The organism is Sphingopyxis sp. Geo25, assembly GCF_949769135.1.
In the GTDB taxonomy this organism is placed as follows: Bacteria; Pseudomonadota; Alphaproteobacteria; order Sphingomonadales; family Sphingomonadaceae; genus Sphingopyxis.
This window is the reverse complement of the sequence record NZ_CATKOZ010000002.1, coordinates 458,877-482,552: the sequence shown is the minus strand read 5'-3', so window position 1 is coordinate 482,552 and position 23,676 is coordinate 458,877. Positions and strand designations below refer to the sequence as shown.

At 64.4% G+C, this 23,676-nt stretch carries 23 protein-coding genes and 1 tRNA gene; 16 read left to right on the top strand and 8 right to left on the bottom strand.

The window, feature by feature from the left end; all coding sequences use genetic code 11:
* Positions 1-457: 457 nt before the first annotated feature.
* Positions 458-1,654: a bifunctional alpha/beta hydrolase/OsmC family protein gene (locus QOL68_RS09520; RefSeq protein WP_282948615.1), complete on the bottom strand. Its 1,197-nt coding sequence runs from the start codon at positions 1,652-1,654 to the stop codon at positions 458-460.
* Between the two features lie 200 nt (positions 1,655-1,854).
* Between QOL68_RS09520 and ybaK the strand changes: the two genes are divergently transcribed.
* The gene (ybaK, locus tag QOL68_RS09515) at positions 1,855-2,328 is read left to right on the top strand and encodes a Cys-tRNA(Pro) deacylase (RefSeq protein ID WP_282948616.1); all 474 of its coding nucleotides are present in this window, start codon (positions 1,855-1,857) and stop codon (positions 2,326-2,328) included.
* A gap of 52 nt (positions 2,329-2,380) precedes the next feature.
* Here the strand turns inward: ybaK and QOL68_RS09510 are convergent, their stop codons facing one another.
* Positions 2,381-3,328: an MBL fold metallo-hydrolase gene (locus tag QOL68_RS09510; RefSeq protein ID WP_282948617.1), complete on the bottom strand. Its 948-nt coding sequence runs from the start codon at positions 3,326-3,328 to the stop codon at positions 2,381-2,383.
* A gap of 162 nt (positions 3,329-3,490) precedes the next feature.
* On the opposite strand from QOL68_RS09510, the gene QOL68_RS09505 reads away from it, so the two are divergent.
* The 10 genes from QOL68_RS09505 (at position 3,491) to QOL68_RS09460 (ending at position 11,996) form a co-directional block, all read left to right on the top strand.
* The gene (locus QOL68_RS09505; protein WP_282948619.1) at positions 3,491-5,368 is read left to right on the top strand and encodes a PAS domain-containing sensor histidine kinase; all 1,878 of its coding nucleotides are present in this window, start codon (positions 3,491-3,493) and stop codon (positions 5,366-5,368) included.
* A 111-nt stretch (positions 5,369-5,479) separates the two neighbouring features.
* On the top strand, positions 5,480-5,842 hold the full coding sequence (locus QOL68_RS09500) for a response regulator transcription factor (RefSeq protein ID WP_282948621.1): 363 nt from the start codon (positions 5,480-5,482) through the stop codon (positions 5,840-5,842).
* A complete protein-coding gene (locus QOL68_RS09495) occupies positions 5,836-6,525 on the top strand; it encodes a response regulator transcription factor (RefSeq protein WP_082657649.1) in 690 nt (229 codons plus the stop codon). The genes QOL68_RS09500 and QOL68_RS09495 overlap by 7 nt, the downstream gene beginning before the upstream one ends.
* A 116-nt stretch (positions 6,526-6,641) precedes the next feature.
* Positions 6,642-6,791: a hypothetical protein gene (locus QOL68_RS09490; RefSeq protein WP_282948623.1), complete on the top strand. Its 150-nt coding sequence runs from the start codon at positions 6,642-6,644 to the stop codon at positions 6,789-6,791.
* A gap of 112 nt (positions 6,792-6,903) precedes the next feature.
* Entirely contained in the window at positions 6,904-7,725 is an 822-nt protein-coding gene (locus QOL68_RS09485; protein ID WP_282948625.1) for an alpha/beta fold hydrolase, read from the top strand.
* 87 nt (positions 7,726-7,812) lie between these two features.
* On the top strand, positions 7,813-8,250 hold the full coding sequence (locus QOL68_RS09480; protein ID WP_282948627.1) for a nuclear transport factor 2 family protein: 438 nt from the start codon (positions 7,813-7,815) through the stop codon (positions 8,248-8,250).
* Between the two features lie 9 nt (positions 8,251-8,259).
* Positions 8,260-9,351, top strand: a complete 1,092-nt coding sequence (locus QOL68_RS09475; protein ID WP_282948629.1) for a Gfo/Idh/MocA family protein — start codon at positions 8,260-8,262, stop codon at positions 9,349-9,351.
* Between the two features lie 17 nt (positions 9,352-9,368).
* Positions 9,369-10,334: a quinone oxidoreductase family protein gene (locus QOL68_RS09470; protein WP_282948631.1), complete on the top strand. Its 966-nt coding sequence runs from the start codon at positions 9,369-9,371 to the stop codon at positions 10,332-10,334.
* Between the two features lie 220 nt (positions 10,335-10,554).
* Complete coding sequence (locus QOL68_RS09465; RefSeq protein ID WP_058457081.1) at positions 10,555-10,989, top strand: DsrE family protein; 435 nt, start codon at positions 10,555-10,557, stop codon at positions 10,987-10,989.
* Positions 10,990-11,000: 11 nt separating this feature from the next.
* The gene (locus QOL68_RS09460) at positions 11,001-11,996 is read left to right on the top strand and encodes a zinc-dependent alcohol dehydrogenase family protein (RefSeq protein WP_282948632.1); all 996 of its coding nucleotides are present in this window, start codon (positions 11,001-11,003) and stop codon (positions 11,994-11,996) included.
* 195 nt (positions 11,997-12,191) lie between these two features.
* Here the strand turns inward: QOL68_RS09460 and QOL68_RS09455 are convergent, their stop codons facing one another.
* On the bottom strand, positions 12,192-12,491 hold the full coding sequence (locus tag QOL68_RS09455; protein ID WP_058457079.1) for a tautomerase family protein: 300 nt from the start codon (positions 12,489-12,491) through the stop codon (positions 12,192-12,194).
* A 678-nt stretch (positions 12,492-13,169) separates the two neighbouring features.
* Here QOL68_RS09455 and QOL68_RS09450 point away from each other — a divergent pair.
* From QOL68_RS09450 to QOL68_RS09435, 4 genes are all read left to right on the top strand, one after another.
* A complete protein-coding gene (locus QOL68_RS09450) occupies positions 13,170-13,823 on the top strand; it encodes a response regulator transcription factor (protein WP_282948635.1) in 654 nt (217 codons plus the stop codon).
* 158 nt (positions 13,824-13,981) lie between these two features.
* A complete protein-coding gene (locus QOL68_RS09445; protein ID WP_282949254.1) occupies positions 13,982-14,806 on the top strand; it encodes an alpha/beta fold hydrolase in 825 nt (274 codons plus the stop codon).
* A gap of 58 nt (positions 14,807-14,864) precedes the next feature.
* Positions 14,865-15,779 carry an SDR family NAD(P)-dependent oxidoreductase gene (locus QOL68_RS09440; RefSeq protein ID WP_282948637.1) on the top strand — a complete coding sequence of 305 codons (915 nt, stop codon included), beginning with the start codon at positions 14,865-14,867 and terminating at the stop codon, positions 15,777-15,779.
* The gene (locus QOL68_RS09435) at positions 15,718-16,221 is read left to right on the top strand and encodes a DUF983 domain-containing protein (protein ID WP_349306397.1); all 504 of its coding nucleotides are present in this window, start codon (positions 15,718-15,720) and stop codon (positions 16,219-16,221) included. The genes QOL68_RS09440 and QOL68_RS09435 overlap by 62 nt, the downstream gene beginning before the upstream one ends.
* Here QOL68_RS09435 and QOL68_RS09430 read toward each other — a convergent pair.
* From QOL68_RS09430 to QOL68_RS09415, 4 genes are all read right to left on the bottom strand, one after another.
* Positions 16,218-16,847 carry a response regulator gene (locus tag QOL68_RS09430; RefSeq protein ID WP_282948639.1) on the bottom strand — a complete coding sequence of 210 codons (630 nt, stop codon included), beginning with the start codon at positions 16,845-16,847 and terminating at the stop codon, positions 16,218-16,220. The genes QOL68_RS09435 and QOL68_RS09430 overlap by 4 nt on opposite strands.
* The gene (locus QOL68_RS09425; protein ID WP_282948641.1) at positions 16,844-19,867 is read right to left on the bottom strand and encodes a sensor histidine kinase; all 3,024 of its coding nucleotides are present in this window, start codon (positions 19,865-19,867) and stop codon (positions 16,844-16,846) included. Before QOL68_RS09425 ends, QOL68_RS09430 begins: the two co-directional genes overlap by 4 nt.
* Positions 19,868-21,018: 1,151 nt before the next feature.
* A tRNA-Gln gene (locus QOL68_RS09420) sits at positions 21,019-21,093 on the bottom strand.
* Between the two features lie 56 nt (positions 21,094-21,149).
* The gene (locus tag QOL68_RS09415; RefSeq protein ID WP_282948644.1) at positions 21,150-22,235 is read right to left on the bottom strand and encodes a branched-chain amino acid aminotransferase; all 1,086 of its coding nucleotides are present in this window, start codon (positions 22,233-22,235) and stop codon (positions 21,150-21,152) included.
* Positions 22,236-22,324: 89 nt separating this feature from the next.
* On the opposite strand from QOL68_RS09415, the gene QOL68_RS09410 reads away from it, so the two are divergent.
* Entirely contained in the window at positions 22,325-22,834 is a 510-nt protein-coding gene (locus QOL68_RS09410) for a MarR family winged helix-turn-helix transcriptional regulator (RefSeq protein WP_282948646.1), read from the top strand.
* Here QOL68_RS09410 and proC read toward each other — a convergent pair.
* Entirely contained in the window at positions 22,831-23,661 is an 831-nt protein-coding gene (gene proC, locus QOL68_RS09405) for a pyrroline-5-carboxylate reductase (RefSeq protein ID WP_282948648.1), read from the bottom strand. The genes QOL68_RS09410 and proC overlap by 4 nt on opposite strands.
* Positions 23,662-23,676 lie beyond the last annotated feature (15 nt).

Below are 23,676 nucleotides of genomic sequence, written 5' to 3'. Positions count from 1 at the left end.
CTGGCTGGTATTGACGGGCTGAAAGAGGACAGCCTGAACGGAGCTGCGATTCCATATCAAGGTAAGGAACTGTTTTCGTTGATTTACTGAGAAGCCGCGAGAACTGAAGCGCGCTTCTGAAAACACCGGCTGGCTGGGGCGGCAGATGTTTTCGGCCAACTTAAACCGTTGTTAAAAAATCATATTGTGTCGATACTTAGTGAGTATACCCGTGCTTTAGCCCTAATTTTTGTGGGCTTCAGCGAGGCATTTTGCGACCGCGTGTCCAAAATCGACAAGGCGTTCACCTCTCACGGCAGGAGGAACTCCGACAAAGCGAAGCCTATCGCTCGACCATAAATTTCCACTGCGGAGCGCCAGAAGGACCGACCAGTTTGGAACAAACCGAGCGGGAAAATACTCTCCACGCGGCGCCGGTGAGGGTCTGCCGACATCCCTGATGAACGTCGGTGCGTCGTCAGTATCGCCCCGTGGCCAGGCGTGTGACGACTTCCGATCCGCGGACCAGCGTCAGATCTACAGGGCACCGCTCCGCGATCGCCAGGATCTTTTCGCGCTCCTCCTCCGACAAACTTCCTTCGAGCTCGATCGTTCGCGTGAACACGTCTTGCGGGGTTTGGCCGCTGCGCTTGTCATGCATTACGATCGTCCTCGCTTTGGCAAGCCCGAAGCCCTTGCGATCGGCATAGAGACGCATTGTCATCGTCGTACAAGCTGCCAGCCCTGCCGATACCAGTTCATAGGGCGCCAACCCGGAATCCAGTCCACCTTCGGAAATCGGTTCGTCGGCGAAGAAGTTGTGCGACCCGCTCCGCACCGCCAGCTGAAATTTGCCACCAAGAGTTTCTTCAGCGACAACACCGCCGCCGTCGGGCGCTTCCAGGTCGGCCTCCAGGATTGGCAAATATCGAGGCGCCCACGCGGCAATCATGGCCGCGGCGAATTCCGCATCGCCGGGACCGGTGAGAAGATGATCCGCCTCGCCCAGCGAGACGAAGCTCTTGGGGTGCTTCGCGGCGCCGAACAGCGCCGAAGCATTGTCAATCCCGACGAGTTCGTCGCGAGGGGCATGGAGAATCAGGAGCGGCCGGTGCAGCGTCGCGACGCGCGGCAGCAAATCCTGCTGACGCGCGTCCGCCACGAAGGTGCGATCGAGGGAAAAGTGCCGACCGACGAGAAGGACGTCGGCGCGTCCCTCGGCATCGATCTGCTCAAGGCTTGTCGGGTCGACGACGTGCAGCACATGGCGGACCTCTGCGGGTGCTGCGATCGTCGCGATCGCCTTGATCCCCGGCATCGCGCCCGCGGCGGCAAGAGCTGCCGCCCCTCCGAAGCTGTGGCCGATGAGGAGAGCTGGCGGCATCCCTGCTGCTTCCATGGCCTCGCCGGCCGCTATCAGGTCATCGGCATGGTCCGCGAAGCGTGTCTCGCCGAACGCACCTTCGCTCGATCCGAGGCCGGCAAAGTCAAACCGCATTACACCGATTCCCTGCCGCGCGAGCGCGCGCGCGATCCGGACTGCTGCAAGGCTGTCCTTTCCGCAGGTAAAGCAATGCGCGAAGATCGCCCATCCACGCGGTGTCGCCGCGGGTCGATCGACAAGCCCCGACAGGTGGTTGCCGCGCGCGCCGTGAAAATCAAAGGGTTGCGCCATTGGTCGGGCTCCTTCCCGCCGCGCCGCGCGCGGCCGATGTGCGATCATTGTTCATCGCGGATGACCGAGGCGCTATTCATACCTAGGTACGAATTTGCCCGCACCGTGACTTGGACTAACCGCGCTGCCCGGTTCGGGCGCCGATGCGCCAACCGACAGAAACCGTAATCACGCGGTGGGCACATTGATGGAGAGAGGGCATGGCACGGACCACGCCAGCGACGAGGGCGCTCGAAAAGGCGGGAATCGCCTTTGAGACCCGCACTTACGACTATGATCCGGGCGCGGATCGCATCGGCGTCCAGGCTGCCGAAGCGCTTGGAGAGGAGCCCCGGCGGGTACTGAAGACGTTGATGGCGAAAGTCGATGGCAAGCCGGTCTGCGTAATCGTCCCGTCAGATCGCGAGGTGTCGATGAAAAAGCTCGCCGCCGCGCTCGGCGGCAAATCGGCCGCGATGATGGCGCCGGCAGATGCCGAGCGCCTGACCGGCTATCATGTCGGCGGCATCAGCCCTTTCGGACAGCGCAAGCAGGTGCCGACTGCGATCGAAGAGAGCGCGCTTGCCGAGCCTTATGTCTATGTGAATGGGGGCCAGCGCGGACTTCAGCTTCGGCTCGAACCCATGGCGGCAATATCGGCGATCAAAGGGATCGCCGCACCACTCGTCGCTTGAAAAAAGAAGGCGGCGACCCGGCTCCGGTCGCCGCCCAGGGGGGAGAGAGGGTTCAGACGCCGCGGTAGACGAGTTGGGTGAACAGCGCCGGGTTGATCACCCCGCCGCCCCATTTCGCGTCGAATTCGGCCGACGGCTTGGCGGCGATCGTCTCGTCGAGCGACTTGCCCTGTGCCTTCAACGCCGCGACACGGTTGCGGATCGTGACCAGCATGTCCCGGAAGGCTACGAGATCGGCGCGCGATCCGACCGGGCCGTGGCCAGGCACGACGATCGTTTCCGCCCCGGACTTCTCGATGTTCCAGTTGGCCGCACGGATCATGCCGTCGATGCTGCCGCCCGCGACATAGTCGATGAACGGATAGACGCCGTTCCACCAGGTATCGCCGGTCGCGAGAACATTCGCCTTGCGGAAATAGACCGAAAGGTCGCCGTCGGTATGCGAGGGCATATAATGGCGGATTTCGACGGTCTCGCCATTGAAGGTCATGACCTTCTCTTGATCGACGAGCATCGCCGGACGGTATCCCGCAGGCACCGGATCGAAGGTGTGCCCCCATTCCACGACGCGGATCGACTTATCGAGGTGAGCGGCGGTGTTGCGATGCGCGATGATCGTCGCGCCATCTTCATGCGCCCAGCCGTTGCCGTCGGTGTGGTCCCAGTGCCAATGCGTATTGATGACGAAGTTGAGGCCACCGGGACGCAGGCCGGTCAGCACCTCTTCGATCTTCGCGCGCGACACCGCGATGCCGTCGTCGACGAGCAGCAGCCCCTGCGGGCCCGCGAGCGCGACGATCGAACCGCCGGCTCCGTCGAGCACGGTCACATTGCCGCGCAGCGCGGTGGGCGTGACCGGCGAGGCCGCGGTCGCCGTATTGATGATGTCATAGGGAGTTTTGGCAGCCTCTTCGGCATGCGCCGGTGCGCCGACGGCAAGAGCCAATGCAAGGAGGGCGCTCGAGGCCAGACCCGGGCGGCGAATCAGAATATTGCTCATGATATGACTCCGATGCTGTTGCGAGGAGCCGATCATCGGTCAGTTGAGAGGGCGAGTAACTAATATGAAGGTTTAGACCCGCCGATTGCGCTTGCTCGGGGCTCGGGTCCGGTGCGATGGCGGCAGACAGCAGCACATATGCTGTCCGTCCGGAGGGGGCCGATGGGGACAAGGCTTACAGGGTCAACCGCGTTCGCGCTGCTCGCATTGGCGCTCGGCATCGGCATCTTCGCGGTCGACATGTTCAGCCCGCTCGGCGGGGCAATCGCCGTATTATATACGGTCTGCATCATCCTGCTGACGCGGGGCGGCAGACCGGTCATGGTCGCGCTGGGCGGCATAGTCGCCGCGATTGCGGCAATGATTGCCTTCCTTGCCGGTCATTGGGGCGAGCCGGTCGGCGCCGCGCATGTCCGGCTCGGCGTCAGCCTCGCCGCGATCGGTGTCACCACCATCCTTTCCTATGGCATTCTCAGCACGAGGAAGCTTTGCAGCGAACAGGCCAATATCCTCGCGTTGACGCACGACAGCGTGATCGTTCTCGATCGTCATGACCGCGTGGCGGGCTGGAACGAAGGCGCGGCGCGGATTTATGGCTGGTCCGCGGAGGAGGCGGTCGGCCGGGCCTATGACGACCTCATCACGCTCGATGCCCCGCGCGAGGCCGCGAAACAACGGCTCGAGCAGAGCGGCGACCTTACCGAAGAGATGGCGGGCGTGGGGAAGGACTGCGCGCCTTTTGTGGTATCGACGCGCATGGTGCGCCGTCGCAATCTCGCCGGCGCGCCCGACGGGCTGATCGAGGCAAGCATCGATTTGTCGGAGCAGCGCCGGGCCGATGCGGCTCGTCGCGCCTCCGAAAATCGCTACCAGGCCATTTTCGATGCCGCAGGGTTCGCCGCGTGGGAGACCGACTGGACCGGGGTGCGGCAGCTCCTCGCGACGATCGCTCCCGATGGCGAAAATCTGGAAGCCTATCTCATCGCCAATCCGGACCTGCTCCGGAAGGTGGCGGCAACGCCGCATATCCATGAGGCTAACCAAGCGGCCGCGACGCTCTTCGGCGTTGCCGATCGGAGCGAATTGATCGGGAAGAATGTCATCGCACGCTATCCCGAGACGAACGGCCTCGCGCTTGCGACGCTTTTCGCGCGGCTGGCAGGCGGCGAGGATTTGGTCGAGGTCGAGACGCGGATAACCAATCTCAAGGGCAAGCCGATCGACGTAGTCCTGCGCGTGAGACTCGTTCCCGAGGGCGAACCCTGGTCGCGCGTCCTCATCATGGCCATCGACATGACCGAACGAAACGAGGACCGCGCGCGGCTCGAACGCAACATGATCGAACTCGCCCATGCGTCGCGCGTGTCGATTCTCGGTCAGCTTGCGGCCTCCATCGCCCATGAGGTCAATCAGCCGCTGTCGGCGATCATGACCTATGCGAAATCGGCACGCCGCTGGCTCAAGCGCGACACGCCCGACCTTGACGAAGTGGCGAACTGCATCGAGCGGATCGACGCGAACAGCGAGCGCGCGGGCACGATCATCGCGAGGGTCCGGAACCTCGCGCGCAAGGGCAGCGCCCAGATCGAAGCGATCTCCCTCGCCGAGCTCGTTGACGAAGCGCTGGCGCTGGTCGATCGCGAGGCGTGCGCGGCGCGCATCACGATCCGCACCGAAATCGAGCCCTCGGACATCAGCATCGCGGCCGACCGTATCCAGATCCAGCAGATCATGGTGAACCTCGTCATGAACGCGATCCACGCGAGCGCGGGGGCCGAACCGGGTGGCGACATATCGATTACGGCTACGATCGATACGGAAGGCATGGCGCACATCGCTGTCGCGGATCGCGGCAGCGGTATCGTCGGGATCGAACCGCATGCCCTGTTCGACGCCTTTTACACGACGAAACCCGACGGAATGGGCATGGGGCTGTCGATTTCGCGATCGATCGTCGAGGCGCATGGCGGGCGCATTTCCGCCGCCAACAATCCCGGTGGCGGGGCAACGATCAGCTTCACCATCCCGGTCGCGGTTTAGGCGGGCGGGAGACGCCGCAGCCATGCTATACCGGGCCCACATCATCCTTAGGTATGATGGCGGCGGGGCCGCGCAGCTGCTGTTGCGGGGCTTCCTGTCAGGAGAAGTGACGTGCCGAGTAAATTGGTGGGCGTCGTCGACGACGATGAAGATGTCCGCACCAGCATCGAGAGCCTGCTGCGATCGGCGGGCTATCGCCCGTTCTGCTTTCGCAGCGCGGAAAGCTTCCTTGCCTCGTCACACCGCGACATCATCGATTGCCTTCTCACCGACTTCAATATGCCCGGGCTGAACGGCCTTGAACTCCACCGGAAGATCGCGCGCGACCGGCCGTCTCTCCCGGTGATCCTCATGACGGCCTTTCCGACCGACGTCGTCCGCCAGGACGCCAAGGAACAGGGCGTGGCCGGCTTCTTCGTGAAGCCGATCGACGGCGACCTTCTCATCGACAAGCTGGAGGATGTGTTATGCTGATCAGGCAAAACCGCGGCGGCGCCGAGACGGCGCCCGAAAACGCGCCGCCGCTGCCGCCGCTCGTGTGCGTGCTCGACGACGATCCCGATATCCGCGGCAGCATCGAGAGCCTGCTGCGCGCTGAGGGGTTCTCGGTCCAGACCTACGCCTCGACCTCGGAATTCGTCATGTGCGACAGCGTCGATCGTGCGGCGTGCCTGCTTCTCGACATCAACCTCGGCGATGCCAACGGCCTCGACTTCCAGGAAGAGCTCGCCGGCAACGAGATCCCCGTGCCGGTCATCCTGATGAGCGGCTATGGCGACATCCCGATGACCGTGCGCGGCATGCGGGCGGGAGCGCTCGATTTCCTCGCCAAGCCGCTTTCCGACGATGTGCTTCTGGCAGCAGTTTCGGATGCAATCCGCAAGGACGAAGTCCGGCGCGCCGCGAGCGCAGCACTCGACGGCACCCGCCAGCGCTACAACGCGCTCACCAACCGCGAGCGTGAAATCATGGGACTGGTGACCGCCGGCCTGATGAACAAGCAGATCGCCGCGCGTCTCGGGCTCAGCGAGATCACGGTGAAGATCCACCGTGGAAACATGACCCGCAAGATGCAGGCCGACTCGCTCGCCGACCTCGTCCGGATGGCCGAGGAGCTGGGCGCGCGCGAGGCGTCGGCGAGCCGCTTCAACCGCTGATCCTGCGCACGGCGTCAGGGCCGTCCAGTCATACCAAGATGTGAATCATCATGGCGTGCGGCGATCCTATCTTCGCTCCGCAAGCGGCACAGCCGTGTCCGCCGTGGAGACAGATCATGTCGAAATCCGATACCGCAAGCCAGCGCCCCGACGCCGAAGCCGCGCCGGCACCCGATCCGCGTGCCGTGACCGAGGAACGCATCGATCATGCGCTCGAAGACAGTTTTCCGGCGAGCGACCCGCCCGCGGCGAACATCTTCGACTGAGCGCGCCGAGCGATAATTAAAACCTAAGAATGATGGGAAGCGTGCCCGCGCGACCCGAAAATGCTCCCGCAAATCCCGCGAAATCTCTCGCGCATGAGCAAGGAGTAGGATCATGAGCTTCATCAAGACCCCTGACGGCGTGTCGATCTACTACAAGGATCTCGGCGCCGGCCAGCCCGTCCTTTTCTGCCATGGCTGGCCGCTCTCGGCCGATGCCTGGGACAGCCAGATGCAGTTCCTCGGCGAACGCGGTTATCGCGTCATCGCGCATGATCGCCGCAGCCATGGCCGCTCCGACCAGGTCTGGGACGGCAACGACATGGACCATTATGCCGACGACCTCGCAGCGCTGATCGAGACGCTCGACCTTCGGGACATCATTCTCGTCGGCCATTCGACGGGCGGCGGCGAAGTTGCCCATTATATCGGCCGTCACGGCACCAGCCGCGTCGCCAAGGCGGTTCTGATCAGCGCCGTGCCGCCGGTCATGCTGCAAAGCGAGACCAACCCCAACGGGACGCCGCTCGCGGCCTTCGACGACATCCGCGCCGCACTGCTCGACAACCGCAGCCAGTTCTACAAGGATCTGACGACGCCCTTCTTCGGCTACAACCGTGCCGGAGCGGCGATTTCGGAAGGCACCCGCGACCATTTCTGGCTGCAGGGCATGATGGGCGGCCTCAAGGGCCAATATGACTGCGTCCATGAATTTTCCGAGGTCGACTATAGCGAAGACCTGAAGCGGATGACGATCCCGACGCTGGTTCTCCACGGTTCGGACGACCAGATCGTCCCGATCGATGCCTCGGCGCGGCTCTCGGTGGGCCTCCTCCCGCAGGGCCAGCTCAAGATTTACGAAGGCGGCCCGCACGGCATGCCGATCACGATGAAGGAGCAGGTCAACGCCGACCTTCTCGCCTTCATCCAGAGCTGACCCGAACCCGAAGGGCAGGCGCCGACCCGTAAAACGTGGGCGGCGCCTGCTCCGGCTTTTCTCCCCTCCAGACGCAGGAACAAAATGATGACGATAAAAAGCCCAACCGACGAAGTAGCAGCGGCGAAAGCCCGCTACTGCCGCTTCATCGACACCAAGCAGTGGGAGGCCTTCGCGGGGCTTCTCGCCGAAGCCCCGAAGATCCGCATGTTCGGCCCCGACGGCGATCTCCTGTTCGCCTTCGACGAGCGCGACGCGTTCGTCGCCCTGTCGAGCCAGTTCCTCGAAAAAGGCCGCTCGATCCACCAGGTCCATAACGCCGAGATCGACGAACTCCCCGACGGCCGCGTGACCGCGGTTTGGTCGATGGAAGACCTTATTGTCTTCCCCGACGCCGCTCCGGGAGAGACCGCGAGGATGAACGGCTACGGCCATTATCACGAAATCTGGGAGCGTGGTCCCGACGGCTGGCGCATCGCCGAGCTCGAGCTGCGCCGCACCATCCTCGACATCACCCAGGCATAGGAATCCATCATGACCAAGGATCGTATCAACGTCGGCATCATCGGCGTGCATCCCGACAAGGGTTGGGCCAGCACGGCCCATGTCCCCGCGCTGCTGCAGCTTCCCCAGTATCGCATCGCCGCTGTCAGCCATCACAGCCCCGAGGTCGCCGCGGCGGCTGCCGCCAAATATGGCGTCGACCATGCGTTCGGCTCCGCCGACGAGCTGGTGGCGCATGGCGATGTCGATCTTGTCGTCGTCGCGGTGAAGGTGCTCGAGCATCGCGATCTCGTCGCGAAAGCCGCGGCTGCCGGAAAGGCGATCTTTTCGGAGTGGCCGCTCGGGACGAGCCTCGCGGAAGCGACCGCAATGCGCGACCTTGCGGCGCGGCACGGCGTTCGCACCGCTATCGGCCTCCAGACCCGTGCCATTCCGACCTTCGCCCATATGCGCGACCTCATCACCGAGGGTTATGTCGGCAAGCCGCTCTCGGCGACGATGATCGGCTCGGGTATCGTCTGGGGCGAAACGCTGAGCGAGGGCTTCGCCTACACGCTCGACCCGGCAAGCGGGGCGGCGATGCTGAACGTGCCGTTCGCGCATTCGCTCGACGGCCTCCTTCATGTCCTCGGCAGCGAGTTCGACAATCTGTCGGCGGTACTCGGCACCGCACGCCCCACCATTCGCATCGAGGAGACGGGCGCCGAAGTGCCCATGTCCGTCGCTGACCAGGTGATGGTCGCTGGGCGCCTCGGCAGCGGCACGGCGCTTTCGGCACATTTCCGGGGCGGCCTGTCGCGCGGCACCAATTTCCACGTCGAGATCAACGGCACCGCCGGCGATCTCATCCTGACCGCTCCCGTCGGATATGTCGGGATTGGCGACTTCGAGCTTCGCGGCGCGCGCGGCGAAGAGACGCTCCACGCCCTGGAGATTCCCAAGCGCTATGGCGCAACGCGCTTCGAGGCCGGCCCGGCGCAAAGCGTCGCCCTCGCCTATGAACGGCTCGCCTCGGACATGCTCGGGGGGACGTCGCTTGCCCCAAGCTTCGACGATGCCGTCGCACTCCACCGGCTGATCGACACGATCGCGCAGCGCGGCAGCGCCGTCGGTGCGGCCTGAGAGCAAGGAGACGGAATATGAAAGCGATTGTCGTTCGCGCGTTCGGCGGCCCCGAAGCGCTGGGGATCGAAGAAGCTGAGCTGCCCTCGCCGGGCGCCGACGAAGCGCTAGTCGCGGTGAGCGCCGCCGGCGTCAACTTCATGGATACCGGCACCCGCCGGGGCCTGACGCCGGGCAAGTCGGCTCCGGTCGTGCCCGGGGTCGAAGGCGCCGGCACGGTGCTGGCGGTCGGGCCGGGGGTCGTCGACATTCGACCCGGCGACCGCGTTGCCTGGTATTTCGCGTGGGGGAGCTATGCCGAACAGCTCATTGCCCCGGCCGACCAGCTGGTACCCCTTCCCGACGATCTCTCGTTCGAAGATGGCGCGGGCATCATGATGCAGGGCCTCACCGCGAGCAATCTGGTGTTTGAAAGCCACCCGGTGAAGCCCGGGGACGTCGCGCTGGTTCACGCGGCTTCGGGAGGCGTCGGCCTGCTGCTCACGCAGATGATCAAGCTCCTCGGCGGCGAGGTGATCGCGCGCGTATCGAGCGAGGCGAAGGTGTCGCTTGCGCGCGAGGCCGGCGCCGACCATGTCCTCGTCGGGCGCGGCGATGAAATCGGCGATAAGGTGCTCGCAATCACCGCCGGCCGCGGCGTCGACGTCGTCTATGACGGCACCGGCGCCGAGAGCTTTCGCACCTCGCTCGATCTCGTGGATTATCATGGCACGCTCGCGCTGTTCGGGCCGCTCATGGAGCCGCTTCCACCGATCGATCCCTTCGCGATCCCGAAGAGCATCAAGATCACCTACCCGGTGGTCATGCACCATGTCCGCAATCGCGACGCGCTGCTCGCGCGGTCGCGACAGCTGTTCGACTGGATGCGATCGGGCCAGCTCCGGCTTCATGTCGGGCAGAGCTATCCTCTCGCTGCCGCAGTGGATGCACACCGCGACATCGAGTCGCGACGCTCGACGGGCAAGCTCCTGTTGAAACCCTGACACGGCGGCGGCGGTCCGCCCAGCCCCAGGCGTCCTCCCAAGGCCCCGCCCCCGTGCGCCCCCGGCAGCCCTCCCTGCCGGGGGCGATCGCGTCTGCACCGCCTCCCCATTCGAAACCAACGTATGAATTTCCCCGGGCAGGGAAGAGCATATTCTCGTCAGGCAAGACCAACTCCCCCCTCCCGGTCCGCACCGGCCCTTACAGCGAAAGGAAATCATCATGTCCGACGCAAGGCTCCTCACCATCGACATCCCCGTCAAGCTCGCCGAGGTAAAATCCGTGCACAGTATCGGAGGCCTCGCCTTTGAAGGCGACCTGCCGGCCGCGCTGTTTCATCTGGGTCTCATCACGGCGGACATTGCCGACTGGGGCGCTGCCGCGGAGGTGATCACGGTCTTCCATACCAATGCCGGCCATGTCGCGCTACACGACGACGCCTATAATGCGGCGCGCAACATCGCGACCGGCAATCCCTACAAGCAGCTTGTCGCCGATCTCCAGGCGGTGGGCGTCCAGATGGAATTGTGCGGCGCGACGGCCAAGGTGAACGGGTGGGTCAATGCCGATCTTCTGCCGGGCATCCGGATCAACCTCGACGCGATGGCCCGGACGATCCAGCTCGTCCAGCAGGGCTTCGTCAAGATCACCGAATAAAGGATATCATCATGACCAAGAATTCGATGCGGGCTTTGATCCTCGATGAGGCCAATGCGCCCTTCCGGTCGGTGCTGACCGAGCGTCCCGAGCTCGGGAGCGGCCAGGTATTGGTGCGCGTGCATGCGAGCGGCGTGAACCCGCTCGACACGAAAATCCGGGCCGGCCAGGCGGCGCATGCGCGGCACAGCTTCCCCGGCATCCTCGGCATGGATCTGGCTGGAGTGGTCGAGGAAGTCGGCACCGACGTCACGGGCTTCCAGCCCGGTGACGAGGTGTGGGGCATGACCGGCGGCGTCGGTAACGTCCAGGGCTCGCTCGCCGAATATGCGGCGGTCGACGCCGCGCTGCTCGCCCGCAAGCCCGCCAACATCTCGATGCGCGAGGCGGCCGCCCTGCCGCTCGTCACGATCACGGCCTGGGAAGGGCTGGTCGACCGCGCCGGGGTTCGCGCCGGCCAGACGGTCCTCGTACTCGGCGGCGCCGGCGGCGTCGGTCATGTCGCGGTCCAGATCGCCCTCGCACGCGGGGCAAAGGTCTTCGCAGTCGACCATGCAAGCCGCGCCGACTACCTCACATCGCTCGGCGCGATCCCGATCGACCGCGAGGAAGCCGTCGCGGACTATGTCGAGCGGCTGACCGGCGGCACCGGATTCGATCTCGTCTATGACACGGTCGGCGGGGCGGTGCTCGACACCGCGTTCGTCGCGGTCAGACGCTTCGGGCATGTCGTGAGTTGCCTCGGGTGGGGCACGCATGCCCTCGCACCACTTTCATTCAGGGCTGCGACCTATTCGGGCGTCTTCACGCTCCTGCCTCTCATCACCGGCGAAGGCCGCGCCCATCATGGAGAGATCATGGCCGAAGCGACGAAGCTCGTCGAAGCGGGCAAGCTGGTGCCGCGCCTCGACCCGCGTCGCTTCACGCTCGACGAGGCCGCCGATGCGCATGCCGCGATCACCGATCGTTCGGCGCAGGGCAAGCTCGTGATCGACGTCGCGCTCTGATCCCGACGACTGCGCTGCAAGGCCGGGCGATCGACAGATCGTCCGGCCTTGTCATCTGGTGCGCGGCATATTGAATGCCGACGACCCGAACGTAACGCTCGTGGCTTCGCAGGGTAAAGGCGTCATGAGCATCCCCTCCAGGTGGAGGCGGCGGACCGCCTGGGCCCGCCGCCTTCTGGTAGCGCCGAACGCGCGTCAGCTGAGGGGGGGCAGCTGCGCGGCGAATTCGGCGCGGGTCTTGGGCTGACCGTCGATCATCTCGACGGTCGCCTTCGACTTCTCGAGCGACTGCATGAGCGATGCGGGGCCCGCGAACGGCCGCCCGCCGATGTGCCACCCATCGGTGTGAAGCTCTTCGATAAGAACCCAGACGACTTCGCGAAAGGCCTCGGACCCTTCGAACCGCACCATGACGTCGGTGAGTGCCTTGGCCATTTCGTGCTTCTGCTCGGGCGTAAAGACGCCGTCGACGAGCTTGACGTTCACAAAAGGCATGATCGATCCTTCCTGGTCTCGGCTACCAGCGGCAACCGTTCGTGCCGGGCGAGCTTCCCCCACATCACTCGCGATCGGTAGTCATGCCTTGGTATGAGTTATCGCTCCCCGGAAACTGCGCCGATGATGCCCGCCACAGCATCGTTGTGCCCGCCTGCGTCCGATATGAGACGTGGAGCTTTGAGAAGATGCGCCGCAGATGGGCGAGACCGAGAGCTCCATGCCTCTCCCGATCTGCCGTCGGACCACCATTGTACCGGAGCGCCGTAACAACGACTGAATGTGCCGCAAATATCCTAGCGGGCCCTATCGGTTTCGCAGCCAACTGGGGAGTAACCCGGAGCGGCGGCTGACTTTGGCGATACTCGATAGATTTGGGCATTTATCGCGGTTTAGCTCGCTCCGCGTCCGCTTTTCGCGAGACGGAATAAGGTATGCGTCACTCGAATTGGGATGCGCCCTCTAGCTTGGCTCGGGATGGATCAAGACGCGCGCGAGGGGGATGATGGCCTCAGAAAGACGTGTCGAAAAGGACCGATTTCAATGACCGCCTCGCTCTCCCCCGGTCCCCAGTCCAGGACGCCTCTCCCTCCCCCGCCCCGTAGCTATCCTGGACTGGGAGTTGCTCGCTCCGATTCGGCCAGCGTCATTGCCCCGAACGGTACGACCGCGACAGCCGTGGAAGCGCTCGCGAGCGAAGCGGAAACGCTCGTGGTAATCGTCGACGGCGAACCGACAACGCGCGATGCGCTCAAATGCCGCCTCACCGCTGCGGGTCATTCGGCCGTCGCCTTTTCGTCGCTGCCGCGGCTACTCGATGCCGTGCTTCCCGATTGCACGACCTGTTATCTCATCGACGCTTGGCTGCCGGGCGGACTGGAATTCCAGACATATCTGCGCGAGCGCGGCCTAAGACGCTCGATAATATATATCTCGCGCGGTGGAGATTTTGTGACGGGCATTCGCGCGATGAAGAATGGCGCCGTCGATTTTCTCCTGAAGCCCGTCGGCGAGAAGGCTCTGCGCGAGGCCGTCAACCTCGCACTCGACCGCGACCGCATGCGGCGTGACGCCGATCGCTCGGCGCGTCAGACGATGGAGCGGGTCGCCAAACTGACACCCCGCGAATGGCAGGTGATGGGCGCTGTCGCCTTCGGCAAGCTCAACAAGCAGATCGCCTATGACCTCGGGATCAGCGAGATCACCGTAAAAATCCATCGCGGCAATCTCAAGCGCAAGCTTCGCGCCCGTTCGGTCGGCGAACTCGTCCGGCTTTGGGAGATGCTGCCGCCGAATCTCAGGAAATTCAAAACCGAAGGAGGACAGACATGACGACCCAACAAGATTCTGCATTGCCCGCACTCTCCGGTTCCCGGCGCGACATATTGCTCGGCGCGGTCGGCGCGACCGTCGCCGCGACGCTTCCGATTGCTGCCGCCGCCGCGCCGGCGACATCATCCCACCCCTCAACCCGGAAAGGACGCAAACCCATGGGCACGATCACCACCAAGGACGGCACCGAAATCTTCTACAAGGATTGGGGCGAGGGTCAGCCGATCGTCTTCCATCACGGCTGGCCGCTGAGCTCGGACGACTGGGACAACCAGATGCTATACTTCCTTGCGAAAGGGTATCGTGTCATCGCGCATGACCGCCGCGGCCACGGCCGATCAACCCAGACCGACCATGGCAATGATATGGACACTTACGCCGCCGACGTTGCGGAACTGGCCAACGCACTCGATCTCAGAAATGCCATTCACATTGGGCATTCGACTGGCGGCGGCGAAGTGACGCGCTATGTGGCGCGCCATGGAAAGGGCCGCGTCGCCAAGGCGGTGCTGATCAGCGCGATCCCGCCGCTGATGCTGAAAACTGCCGCCAATCCCGGGGGCACGCCGATCGAAGTCTTCGATGGCTACCGCAGCGCGCTCGCCGCGAACCGGGCGCAATTCTACCTCGATGTGGCGAGCGGGCCCTTCTATGGATTCAACCGGCCCGGCGCCAAGATATACGAAGGTCTGATCCGCAACTGGTGGCGCCAAGGTATGATGGGCGGAACCAAGGCGCATTACGACTGCATCAAGGTTTTTTCCGAAACCGATCTCACCGAGGATCTGAAGATGATCGATGTTCCGACGCTGGTGATGCACAGCGAAGACGACCAGGTCGTTCCCTTCGCGGATTCGGCGCCGCTCGCGGTCAAGCTGCTGAAGGCAGGGACGCTCAAAGTCTACAAGGACCTGCCGCATGGCATGTTCGCCAGCCACCCCGACATCATCAACCCGGACATCGCCGCGTTCCTCAAGAGCTGATGTCCATCATCCCGGGAGCGGCCGCCAATTCGTGCGCCGCTCCCGGCAAGGAGTAATCATGAGAATTTCGACGCCCTTCAATTCCCGTAGCACGGCCGACGAGGTCATTCGGGATGTCGACCTCCATGGGAAGCGGGCGATCGTCACTGGCGGGGCTGCCGGAATCGGCGTCGAGACGGCGCGCGCGCTGGCATCGGCGGGCGCGGCCGTCACCCTCGCCGTGCGCCGGCCCGAAGCAGCGCAGCCGGTTGCTGACGCTCTCCGCGCCTCGACGGGCAATGCTGCCATTGACGTCCGGCGTCTTGATCTCGCCGACCTCAAATCGGTGAACAGTTTCACAGACAACTGGCAAGGGCCCCTCGACATTCTCGTCAACAATGCCGGCATCATGGCTACGCCCGAACTCGAGAAAACGCCTCAAGGACATGAACTCCAGTTCGGCACCAACTATCTTGGCCATTTCGCGCTGACCCAGTGGCTGCGACCGGCTCTCGCCGCCGCGCACGGCGCGCGCGTGGTATCGCTCAGCTCGAGCGGGCACTGGTTCAGCCCGGTCCTGTTCGACGATCTTGCGTTCGACTTCGTCCCCTACACGCCGATCGGCGCTTATGGGCAATCCAAATCTGCCTGCGCGCTCCTTGCGGTCGCGCTGACACATCACTGGAAGGATGACGGCATCCTGTCGAACGCACTCAATCCGGGCGCGATCGCAACGGGTCTCCAACAGCATACGGGCGGTCTTCGGACGCCGGTGGAACTCAGGAAGACGGTGGAACAGGGCGCGGCGACATCGGTCTTGCTTGCGGCCTCCCCGCTGATCGCGGGTATCGGCGGTCTTTATTTCGAGGATTGCAACGAGGCACCGCTTATCACGGCGAGGCCGACGGACTTCAGTGGCGGCGTCGCGGGCTATGCGCTTGATCCCGGCAATGCCGACCGGCTCTGGGAAACGTCGCTTGCCTTCCTCCCCTGACGATAGCGGAAGCGCGGAGCCTCGCGATTGGCGGTGGATCTATAGCGTCGGGCTTCGTGGGCTATGCCCCCGCTGCGGCAAGGCCAGCCTGTTTCGCGGCTGGCTCAAGATCGAGGATGTGTGTCCGAGCTGCGGTCTCGACTATGATTTCGCCACCCCCGACGACGGACCGGCCTTTTTCGCGCTCTGCTTCGTAGCCTTTCCGCTGCTGTTCCTCGTCGTCGGATTCGAAGTCATGCTGAGGCCACCGTGGTGGGTGCATCTGCTCGTCTCGCTTCCGCTGATAACCGTCCCCTGCGTTCTCGCCCTCCGGCCGATTAAGGGGTGGCTGGTGGCATCGCAATATGTGAACAGGGCGAGGAAGCAGGGACCGAGGCATCCTGGAGGGACCTCAACGCGCGCGTCAGGGACAGGCACGCCGGCGGCTGAAGCCGCAGATTAAAGCGTGATGATGCCCCGGCGGAGCGCGGTCGTGACCGCCTGGGTGCGATCGGTGACGCCGAGCTTGATGAAAATGGTGCGCAGATGCGCCTTCACTGTTTCTTCCGAAACCGACAGTTCCCAGGCCACGAGCTTGTTCGCCTTACCCGTTGCGACCTGCTCGAGAATGGCGATTTCTCGGGGGCTCAGAGGCTCCTCTGCGGCATGAATGGCGATCTCCTGCGCGACGTCGGCCGGAACGTAGCGGCGCCCCGCATGCACCGAACGAATGGCGGTCAGCAGCTCATCGATGAGCGAGCTTTTGAGCAGGTAGCCGCATGCACCTGCCTTGAGCGCCCGCACCGCCTGCACGTCGCCGGAATAAGTCGTCAGCACGACAAGTCGGGCATTGGGGGATTCGGAGCGAATCGCGGTAATAGCCTCGAGACCCGACATCACCGGCATCTGGAGATCCATCAGCGTCAGATCCGGTCGGAGCTTTCGGTGGAGTTCGACAGCCTCGGCGCCATTCTCGGCTTCGCCGACGACGTGCATGTCTGCCTCGGGCGCGACGATGGCGGCGATACCTTCGCGCAACATGACATGATCGTCGACGATGAGGAGGCGGATCGGATGGTCTGGTTTCAAGGCATGCGCTTTCGCAAGGGAAACAGCGAGCGGAGCCGCTGCACGATACCGACGGGACGGCTACTATACGCCCCAGCGGCCGGAATCGACAGCGCGACCTCCGTCCCCCGGCCGGGTCGGCTGCTTATCGTCAGTTCGGCGCCAATGCGATCGGCCCGTTCGCGTATCCCGACAAGCCCGTAATGTCCGGCGCGCGAGCCTTGCAAGGCGACATCCTCCGGAATTCCCCTGCCGTCGTCGCGAAGCGCCAGTTTGAGGTCGCGGGCGCCCCACAGCAGATCGATCCGGAGCGACCCAGCTCCCGAATGATGAACGACGTTCCGGATCGCTTCTTCGCAGATCCGTTCGATTTCCTCGAAGGCGATCGGGTGGAGGCCGTGCGGCGTTCCCTCGCTGGTCATCCGCACGTCGATCCCGGAGCCGGTCGTGATATCCCGGGCGAGGTCGAGAAGAACCGTCTCCAGACCCGTGTCGCTGCGCGGGGCCCTGAGGTCGCGCACGCGGTCGCGGCCCTCGACCAATATGCCCTGCGCCCGGGCCAGTGCCTCGTCGAGCGGTTTGCGTTCGCCTGCCGGCAGCCGATTAACACCTGCCTTGAACTGGAGCATGAGCGCCTGGAAGCCCTGCAGAAGCGTATCGTGCAGTTCGCGCGCGATGCGCTCGCGTTCTGCGATCCTGACGTCGAAACGGCCCTGCAGGCGCGCCTCGAGTTGTCGGACCCGAAACAGATAAGCGGCCGCGCCAAGCGCAAGCAGCAAAAGCCCGACAAGCATCTTGAACCAGATCGATTCCAAGAAAGTCGGAGGAATGGTGACTTCGAGTACCGCGCCTTTCCGGTTCCATACGCCGTCCTCGTTCGCGGCGATGACGCGAAAACGATAGGTGCCGGGCCCGAGGTTCGTGTAACTTGCCTGTCGGCGGCGCCCAGGGTCGACCCACTCCGCGTCCTGACCCTCCAGCCGATACCGGACCTGGACCCGTTCGGGCACGCCGAGGCTGAGGGCTGCGAAGCCGAAGGTCAGCGACGAACTGCCAGCCGGGAGCCGAATCTGCTTCGGATCGAAATATTTGATGCCGCCCGCGATCAGCGTTCCGATTGCGACGGGCGGCGGCAGCTTGTTCGACGTGATATGCGCGGGATCGATCCACACCGTCCCGGCGAGCGTCGCTCCCCAGATTCGCCCATCGCCACCCTGAACGAGCGATTGCACGCTTTGCCGGGCGTAGCGGTCCGGAAGGCCGTCGACGAAGTCGAACAGGCGGTGAGGTGCCGTGAACTTTGGATCGCTCAAGGCGCGGTCAAGGTCGGCGGACCGCATGCGTACAAAGCCTTGATAGCCGAGCGCCCATGTCTCCCCGTCCGCGGTCTGAACGATCCCGTTCACACCGCGCAACCCCGGCACGCGAGCGAAGCCGAAGGACGTGATCCTGCCATCCTTCAGACGGCCGAAGCGATCCGCTCCGGCGATCCATATGCCGGCGCGGGTCGGCGCCATCGTATAAATCGTGCCGAGCGACGGGCGATTGGCGGTCAAGAGCGTCTGGCCTTCGGCATCGAGGCGGGCGAAGCGGTCGGTACCCCAGATCATCCAGACATCCCCCTGCGCGGGATCGCGCACCATCTGCGTCGGATAAAATTCCTGCTTTTCGGGCTTGGCCGGGATGTTGAACCAGCCGTTCGCGGTCTGCCGGAAGAGGCCGCTTCCCGCCGCGGTCATCCACATCCGGCCCCAGCGATCAAGACCGCATCCGTAAATCCCCGTCTCGGTACCCAGCGGGCGGGCGAGCAAGCGCCGCGACGTGGGAGATATGACAAGGATTCGGTCGCCCAGCACGACCCAAATCGACCCTCCGGGTCCATCGCAAATCGCCTCGGGCTCGCCAGTACCTCCCTCCACGAGCTCGGGCGCTGCGCGGGGCCGGGCACGATAGATGCTGTCCGCCTGCGCAATGATGACGCTTCCATCGCGAGCGACATGCAGGATGTCACCATAAGCGGCTGGCTTGGTCAGCGCTTTCTCGACAGCGACATTGGCGTTGCGAAACCGGTCGAGCCCGAGCGACGTCGCGACCCAGATATTTCCCTCGCGATCCTCGAAGACTGCGATCGTCGCATCCGACGTCAGGCCATCGGCTGCGAGAAATTCCGTCGACGGGGCTGGCGCATGGTCCGGGCCGAGCGCAGAAGGCATCCGAAGCCGCTCGATCCCGTCGCCGCGCCGCGCGACCCAGAGGTTTCCATCCCTGTCGAACTTGATGGTGAAACCGCGCCGGACCTTGTTGGTCGGATAGTTGAATGCAGCCGGCTTGCCCGACCAGCGGCCGCCGGGTCCTGTCACCGGCCGGACGCCGAGCGTGTCGCGTGCCCACAGCCGCCCTTCCGCGTCGACCGAGAGGTGAGACCGCATGCCGGGCTGCGAAATCATGAGCTCGAAGCGCTCGCTTCCATTTTGCTTGCGGAAGATCTTGTCGCGATATGCCGCCCAAAGCGCACCGTCGCGAGTCACCGCAAGGCCGGTGTTGCTATCCCGCCCATGGCCCGCTGTCGGCTGGACTTCGGTCCACGATCCTTTCCGATAACGCAGAAGGGGCCTGCCGACCTGTCCGATTGCCGCCCAGATATCGCCATCCGGCGTCTGGATCATATGTACGACATCCCCGTCGAAGCGCGGGGTGGGGACGAAGGAGAGCTTGCCGCGACGGTAGACGGCGAAGCGTCCCGACGCCGAGTAGCTCGTCCAGAGGTCGCCGTTTTTCGCAACCAGGAGCGTACGTGGCCCTCCGGTCTCGTCCGCGACGGCTGCATCCATTCGCTCGAAGGCGATCCCGTCGAACCGGAACAGGCCCTCGCCGCTCGCCAACCACAGATATCCGTCGGGTGTTTGCGCGATGGCGTGGATCGGGGCGGGCGCGCCATCGTCACGGGTCCAGCGCGTATGTCGATACTGGTCAATACCGCGATTAGGATCGAGAGCGAAGGCCGGTCGCTCCGCGAGCATAGTTCCTGCAATCAGCGACATCGCCAGAAGCAATAGAGGGGCTCGACGCCAATAGGTCTTCGGTGCAGATGTCTTCAAATGGCCCACCTGCATACCCCATAGCAGCGATCCAGCAATGCCGTTCTACGCTTATCGCGAACGCTCTTCATCCCCAAAAGGCTAAGTCTGCGATACCCAATATCGGGATGTATCTTGGCGACCGCCGCGCTCATATCGCTCAGCCATGCGATCATTCTTTCCCGAGTATCCTGCGGGGACCCTCGGCGCTGGCCTTTTGCTGATGCGCTTCTCCAACGCCGCTTCGCTGGCTCTGGACCCGCTGCCTGCGGCCGCTATCCACTCCTGGCTGACGGGACTGTTGGCCCTTGCCCTGCTTCTCGGCCTTCGGACCCGAGCGGCCGCCCTCACTGGCATATTCATGACGCTGTGGGAGCCTCCCGTCGGGGAAAGCACGGCGATGCTACTTTGCCATCTGTCGGCTCTCGCCGCGCTGATGCTCGGAGGGCCGGGCGCCTTTTCGGCAGATGCTCGCTCGTTCGGGCGAAGAACCATTACGCTCCCGGGCAAGTCCTGAGCGGGTGGCGAAAACAGTTTAAAGTCATGCAACAGCAGGGACGCGACCAGCACCGCAAAACGCGCGATCCGGTGAACCACGCGGTCATGAGCAGCTGCCCGGAACGTTGATTCAGTGAAAGCCGACGGCCTGATCGCATTGCGCGGAGGATCAGACCGCCCCATGTCGCGCGGCGCCGACGTTTATCACGGCGCCTCAGCCGGTGATGTCGACAGAACAGGCGAGGGACTTCTTCCGCCGGTCAGGCTGCTTCCGGCAGGCCTCGATGGCCTTTTCATTCTGGCCATAAATTTGTGACGAGCGTGCCAAAGCGTTCCGACGCTCTGGGTCTGCCGCCTGCATCAGCCGAACGCCCCCACCCCACAGATCGCGCGAGAGGAGGTCGGCCGCGCGTCGCTCACGCGAACAGGTTCGAATTCTGTGCGCGCGCAATTTGTTTGTAAGAGCGGAATTGCTACCAACAATCTGACCAAAAACGGGTCGAGCTGCAAGGGGACGACCTGAGCGGAATCACGATTCCGTCTCAAGATAACTCATTGTTTTTATTGAATTAGCGGAGACGCTCTGAGAGCTTGCGAGCGCTTCTGAAAACACCGGCTGGCTGGGGCGGCAGGATTCGAACCTGCGCATGGCGGTACCAAAAACCGCTGCCTTACCGCTTGGCTACGCCCCAACGCACCGGTGCGACGCGCGCTCTAGAACGCGCGGTCGCCGATTGCAAGGCAGCCCTTAGAGCCGCGTGACCCAGCCATGAGGGTCGGGCGCGAGGCCGCGCTGGATGCCGACGAGCTTGTCCTTCAGCGTCGTCGTGACCTGCCCGGGACTGCTCGCGCCGATCGTGAAGCTCGTTTGCCCACGCGTCACCTTGCCGACCGGGGTCACCACCGCGGCGGTGCCGCAGGCGAAGCTTTCGGTCAGGCGACCGCTCTCGGCATCGGCCTGCCACTGGTCGATCGAATAAGGCTCCTCGCGCACCGTCAGGCCGGCGTCGCGCGCGAGCGTGATGATCGCATCGCGGGTGATGCCGGGCAGAATCGTGCCGGTCAGCGGCGGGGTGACGATGCTGCCGTCGTCGAACACGAAGAACATGTTCATGCCCCCCAGTTCCTCGATCCAGCGATGTTCGGCGGCGTCGAGGAAGACGACCTGGTCGTGCCCCTTGGCGATCGCTTCCTGCTGCGCGATCAGGCTGGCGGCGTAATTGCCGCCGCATTTGGCGGCGCCGGTGCCGCCCGGCGCGGCGCGCGTATAATGCTCCGACACCCACAGCGACACCGCGGGCGCGCCCGACTTGAAATAATTGCCGACGGGCGAGACGATGACGAGGAAATGATATTCCGACGCCGGCTTGACGCCCAGGAACACCTCGCTCGCATACATGAAGGGGCGGAGGTACAGCGCGCCGCCCGCGACCGGCGGGAACCAGTCGGCATCGGCCTCGACCGCCGCCTTCACCGCGCCGATGAACAGTTCCTCGGGGATTTCGGCCATCGCCATGCGCCGTGCGCTGGCGTTGAAGCGCGCGGCATTGGCCTCGACGCGGAACAGCGCCATCGAGCCGTCGTCGAGCCGGTACGCCTTCAGCCCTTCGAAGATTTCCTGCGCATAATGAAGCACCGCGGTCGCCGGATCGAGCAGCAGCGGCCCGCGCGGCATCACCTGCGCATCGTGCCACCCCTTCGCGTCCGAATAGCGGATCGAGACCATATGGTCGGTGAAGACGCGCCCGAAAACCGGATCGGCAATCGCCGCCGCGCGTACCTCGTCCGCCGTCGGATTGGGGTGCGGCAGGCGGGCGAAAGCGGGAGCAAGCATGGCAAAACCTTGTGATTTGGGGCGTGACTCGGGACAAGAATATGCGCGCCTCTTGCCAAAGAGGCGCCGCGCGCGCAACGGTAGTCGCTATGCCAGATGAAAATTTTCTTTCACAAGTTCCCGCCGCCTCTGCCCTTTTCTTGCGCGAAGAGGAAGTGCGTCGCGGGATCGAATATCTGTTTTTCGGGCATGGTGCGCTGTGGCGCGCGACCGACGCGCGGCTGGCCGAAAACGGGCTGGGCCGCGCGCATTACCGCGCGCTCTACTTCATCGCGCGCGCGCCGGGGCTGACGATTTCCGACCTGCTCGCCCTGCTCGGGATCACCAAACAGTCGCTCGGCCGTGTCGTAAAGGAGCTTGAGGCGCGCGATTTCATCGCGACGCGCCCCGGCAACCGCGACCGCCGGCAAAAGGAGCTACGCCTGACCGCCGCCGGGCGCGCGGTCGAGGCGGCGATCTTTCAGCCGCTGCGCGACGCGATGAGCCGCGCCTATACCCACGCGGGGCAGCAGGCGGTGACCGGCTTCTGGCACGTCAACGAGGCGCTGATGACGCCGCGCGACCGCGCGCGCGCCGCGAAGCTGGGGACCGAAAACTAGGCGTCGCCGCGCGCGATGTCGGCGAGTTCGCGGCCACGGTCGCGCGCCGCGCGCAGCACATTGGTGAGCAGCGCCGCGATCTGGCCGTCGCTGTCGAGCACGTCGAGCCCCGCCTGCGTCGTCCCGCCCTTGCTCGCCACCTGCGCGATCAAAGTGCCTGGCTTCTCGCCGCTTTCGGCGAGAAGCGCGGTAGCGCCGCCGAAGGTTGCGGTCGCGAGCTTGAGCGCGTCGTCTGGCGACAGGCCGAGACGTTCGCCCGCCGCCGCATAGGATTCGATCAGCCGGAAGACGAACGCCGGACCGCTGCCGGTGAAGGCGGTGACGAGATCCATCGTCATATCGTCGCCGAGCCCGACAATGGTCCCCAGCGGAGCCAGCAACGCATCGACCGCCGCCGCATCGGCGTCGCCGAGGCTGGCCACCGCCGACACGCCCGCACCGATCCGCGCCGCGAGGTTCGGCAGGATGCGCACCTGCGCCCTTGCATCGGGAAAGCGCTGCGCGAGGTCGGCGAGCGAGACGCCCGCGAGGATCGAGAGGAGATGGACGTCGTCGGTAACGATGGCGGCGAGGTCGGCGGCGACCTCGCCGAGCTGCTGCGGCTTCATGCCGAGCATGATCCAGTCGGCCGCGCCGCCGGCCGCCTTCCATTCGGCAAGCGAGACAAAGTGGGCGATATGCTCGCGCGGCTGCGCGAACGGATCGACGATCGCGACCGCGGACGGATCGAGCCCCGCCTGCAGCCAGCGATCGAGCATCGCGCCCGCCATGTTTCCGCACCCGACCAGCAGCATCCGGCCGGTGAAATTCGCCAAACTCTTCCTCATCTTGTCCTGTTTCTT

Bases quoted from the DNA above. Each gene is read 5' to 3' on its own strand.
- proC (WP_282948648.1), bottom strand. From the start codon at position 23,661: ATGAGGAAGAGTTTGGCGAATTTCACCGGCCGGATGCTGCTGGTCGGG.
- QOL68_RS09445 (WP_282949254.1), top strand. From the start codon at position 13,982: ATGGGCACGATCACCACCAAGGACGGCACCGAAATCTTCTACAAGGAT.
- QOL68_RS09475 (WP_282948629.1), top strand. From the start codon at position 8,260: ATGACCAAGGATCGTATCAACGTCGGCATCATCGGCGTGCATCCCGAC.
- QOL68_RS09440 (WP_282948637.1), top strand. From the start codon at position 14,865: ATGAGAATTTCGACGCCCTTCAATTCCCGTAGCACGGCCGACGAGGTC.
- QOL68_RS09455 (WP_058457079.1), bottom strand. From the start codon at position 12,491: ATGCCTTTTGTGAACGTCAAGCTCGTCGACGGCGTCTTTACGCCCGAG.
- QOL68_RS09410 (WP_282948646.1), top strand. From the start codon at position 22,325: ATGCCAGATGAAAATTTTCTTTCACAAGTTCCCGCCGCCTCTGCCCTT.
- QOL68_RS09480 (WP_282948627.1), top strand. From the start codon at position 7,813: ATGACGATAAAAAGCCCAACCGACGAAGTAGCAGCGGCGAAAGCCCGC.
- QOL68_RS09505 (WP_282948619.1), top strand. From the start codon at position 3,491: ATGGGGACAAGGCTTACAGGGTCAACCGCGTTCGCGCTGCTCGCATTG.
- ybaK (WP_282948616.1), top strand. From the start codon at position 1,855: ATGGCACGGACCACGCCAGCGACGAGGGCGCTCGAAAAGGCGGGAATC.
- QOL68_RS09465 (WP_058457081.1), top strand. From the start codon at position 10,555: ATGTCCGACGCAAGGCTCCTCACCATCGACATCCCCGTCAAGCTCGCC.
- QOL68_RS09520 (WP_282948615.1), bottom strand. From the start codon at position 1,654: ATGGCGCAACCCTTTGATTTTCACGGCGCGCGCGGCAACCACCTGTCG.
- QOL68_RS09470 (WP_282948631.1), top strand. From the start codon at position 9,369: ATGAAAGCGATTGTCGTTCGCGCGTTCGGCGGCCCCGAAGCGCTGGGG.
- QOL68_RS09425 (WP_282948641.1), bottom strand. From the start codon at position 19,867: ATGTCGCTGATTGCAGGAACTATGCTCGCGGAGCGACCGGCCTTCGCT.
- QOL68_RS09490 (WP_282948623.1), top strand. From the start codon at position 6,642: ATGTCGAAATCCGATACCGCAAGCCAGCGCCCCGACGCCGAAGCCGCG.
- QOL68_RS09485 (WP_282948625.1), top strand. From the start codon at position 6,904: ATGAGCTTCATCAAGACCCCTGACGGCGTGTCGATCTACTACAAGGAT.
- QOL68_RS09510 (WP_282948617.1), bottom strand. From the start codon at position 3,328: ATGAGCAATATTCTGATTCGCCGCCCGGGTCTGGCCTCGAGCGCCCTC.
- QOL68_RS09495 (WP_082657649.1), top strand. From the start codon at position 5,836: ATGCTGATCAGGCAAAACCGCGGCGGCGCCGAGACGGCGCCCGAAAAC.
- QOL68_RS09415 (WP_282948644.1), bottom strand. From the start codon at position 22,235: ATGCTTGCTCCCGCTTTCGCCCGCCTGCCGCACCCCAATCCGACGGCG.
- QOL68_RS09460 (WP_282948632.1), top strand. From the start codon at position 11,001: ATGACCAAGAATTCGATGCGGGCTTTGATCCTCGATGAGGCCAATGCG.
- QOL68_RS09435 (WP_349306397.1), top strand. From the start codon at position 15,718: ATGCGCTTGATCCCGGCAATGCCGACCGGCTCTGGGAAACGTCGCTTG.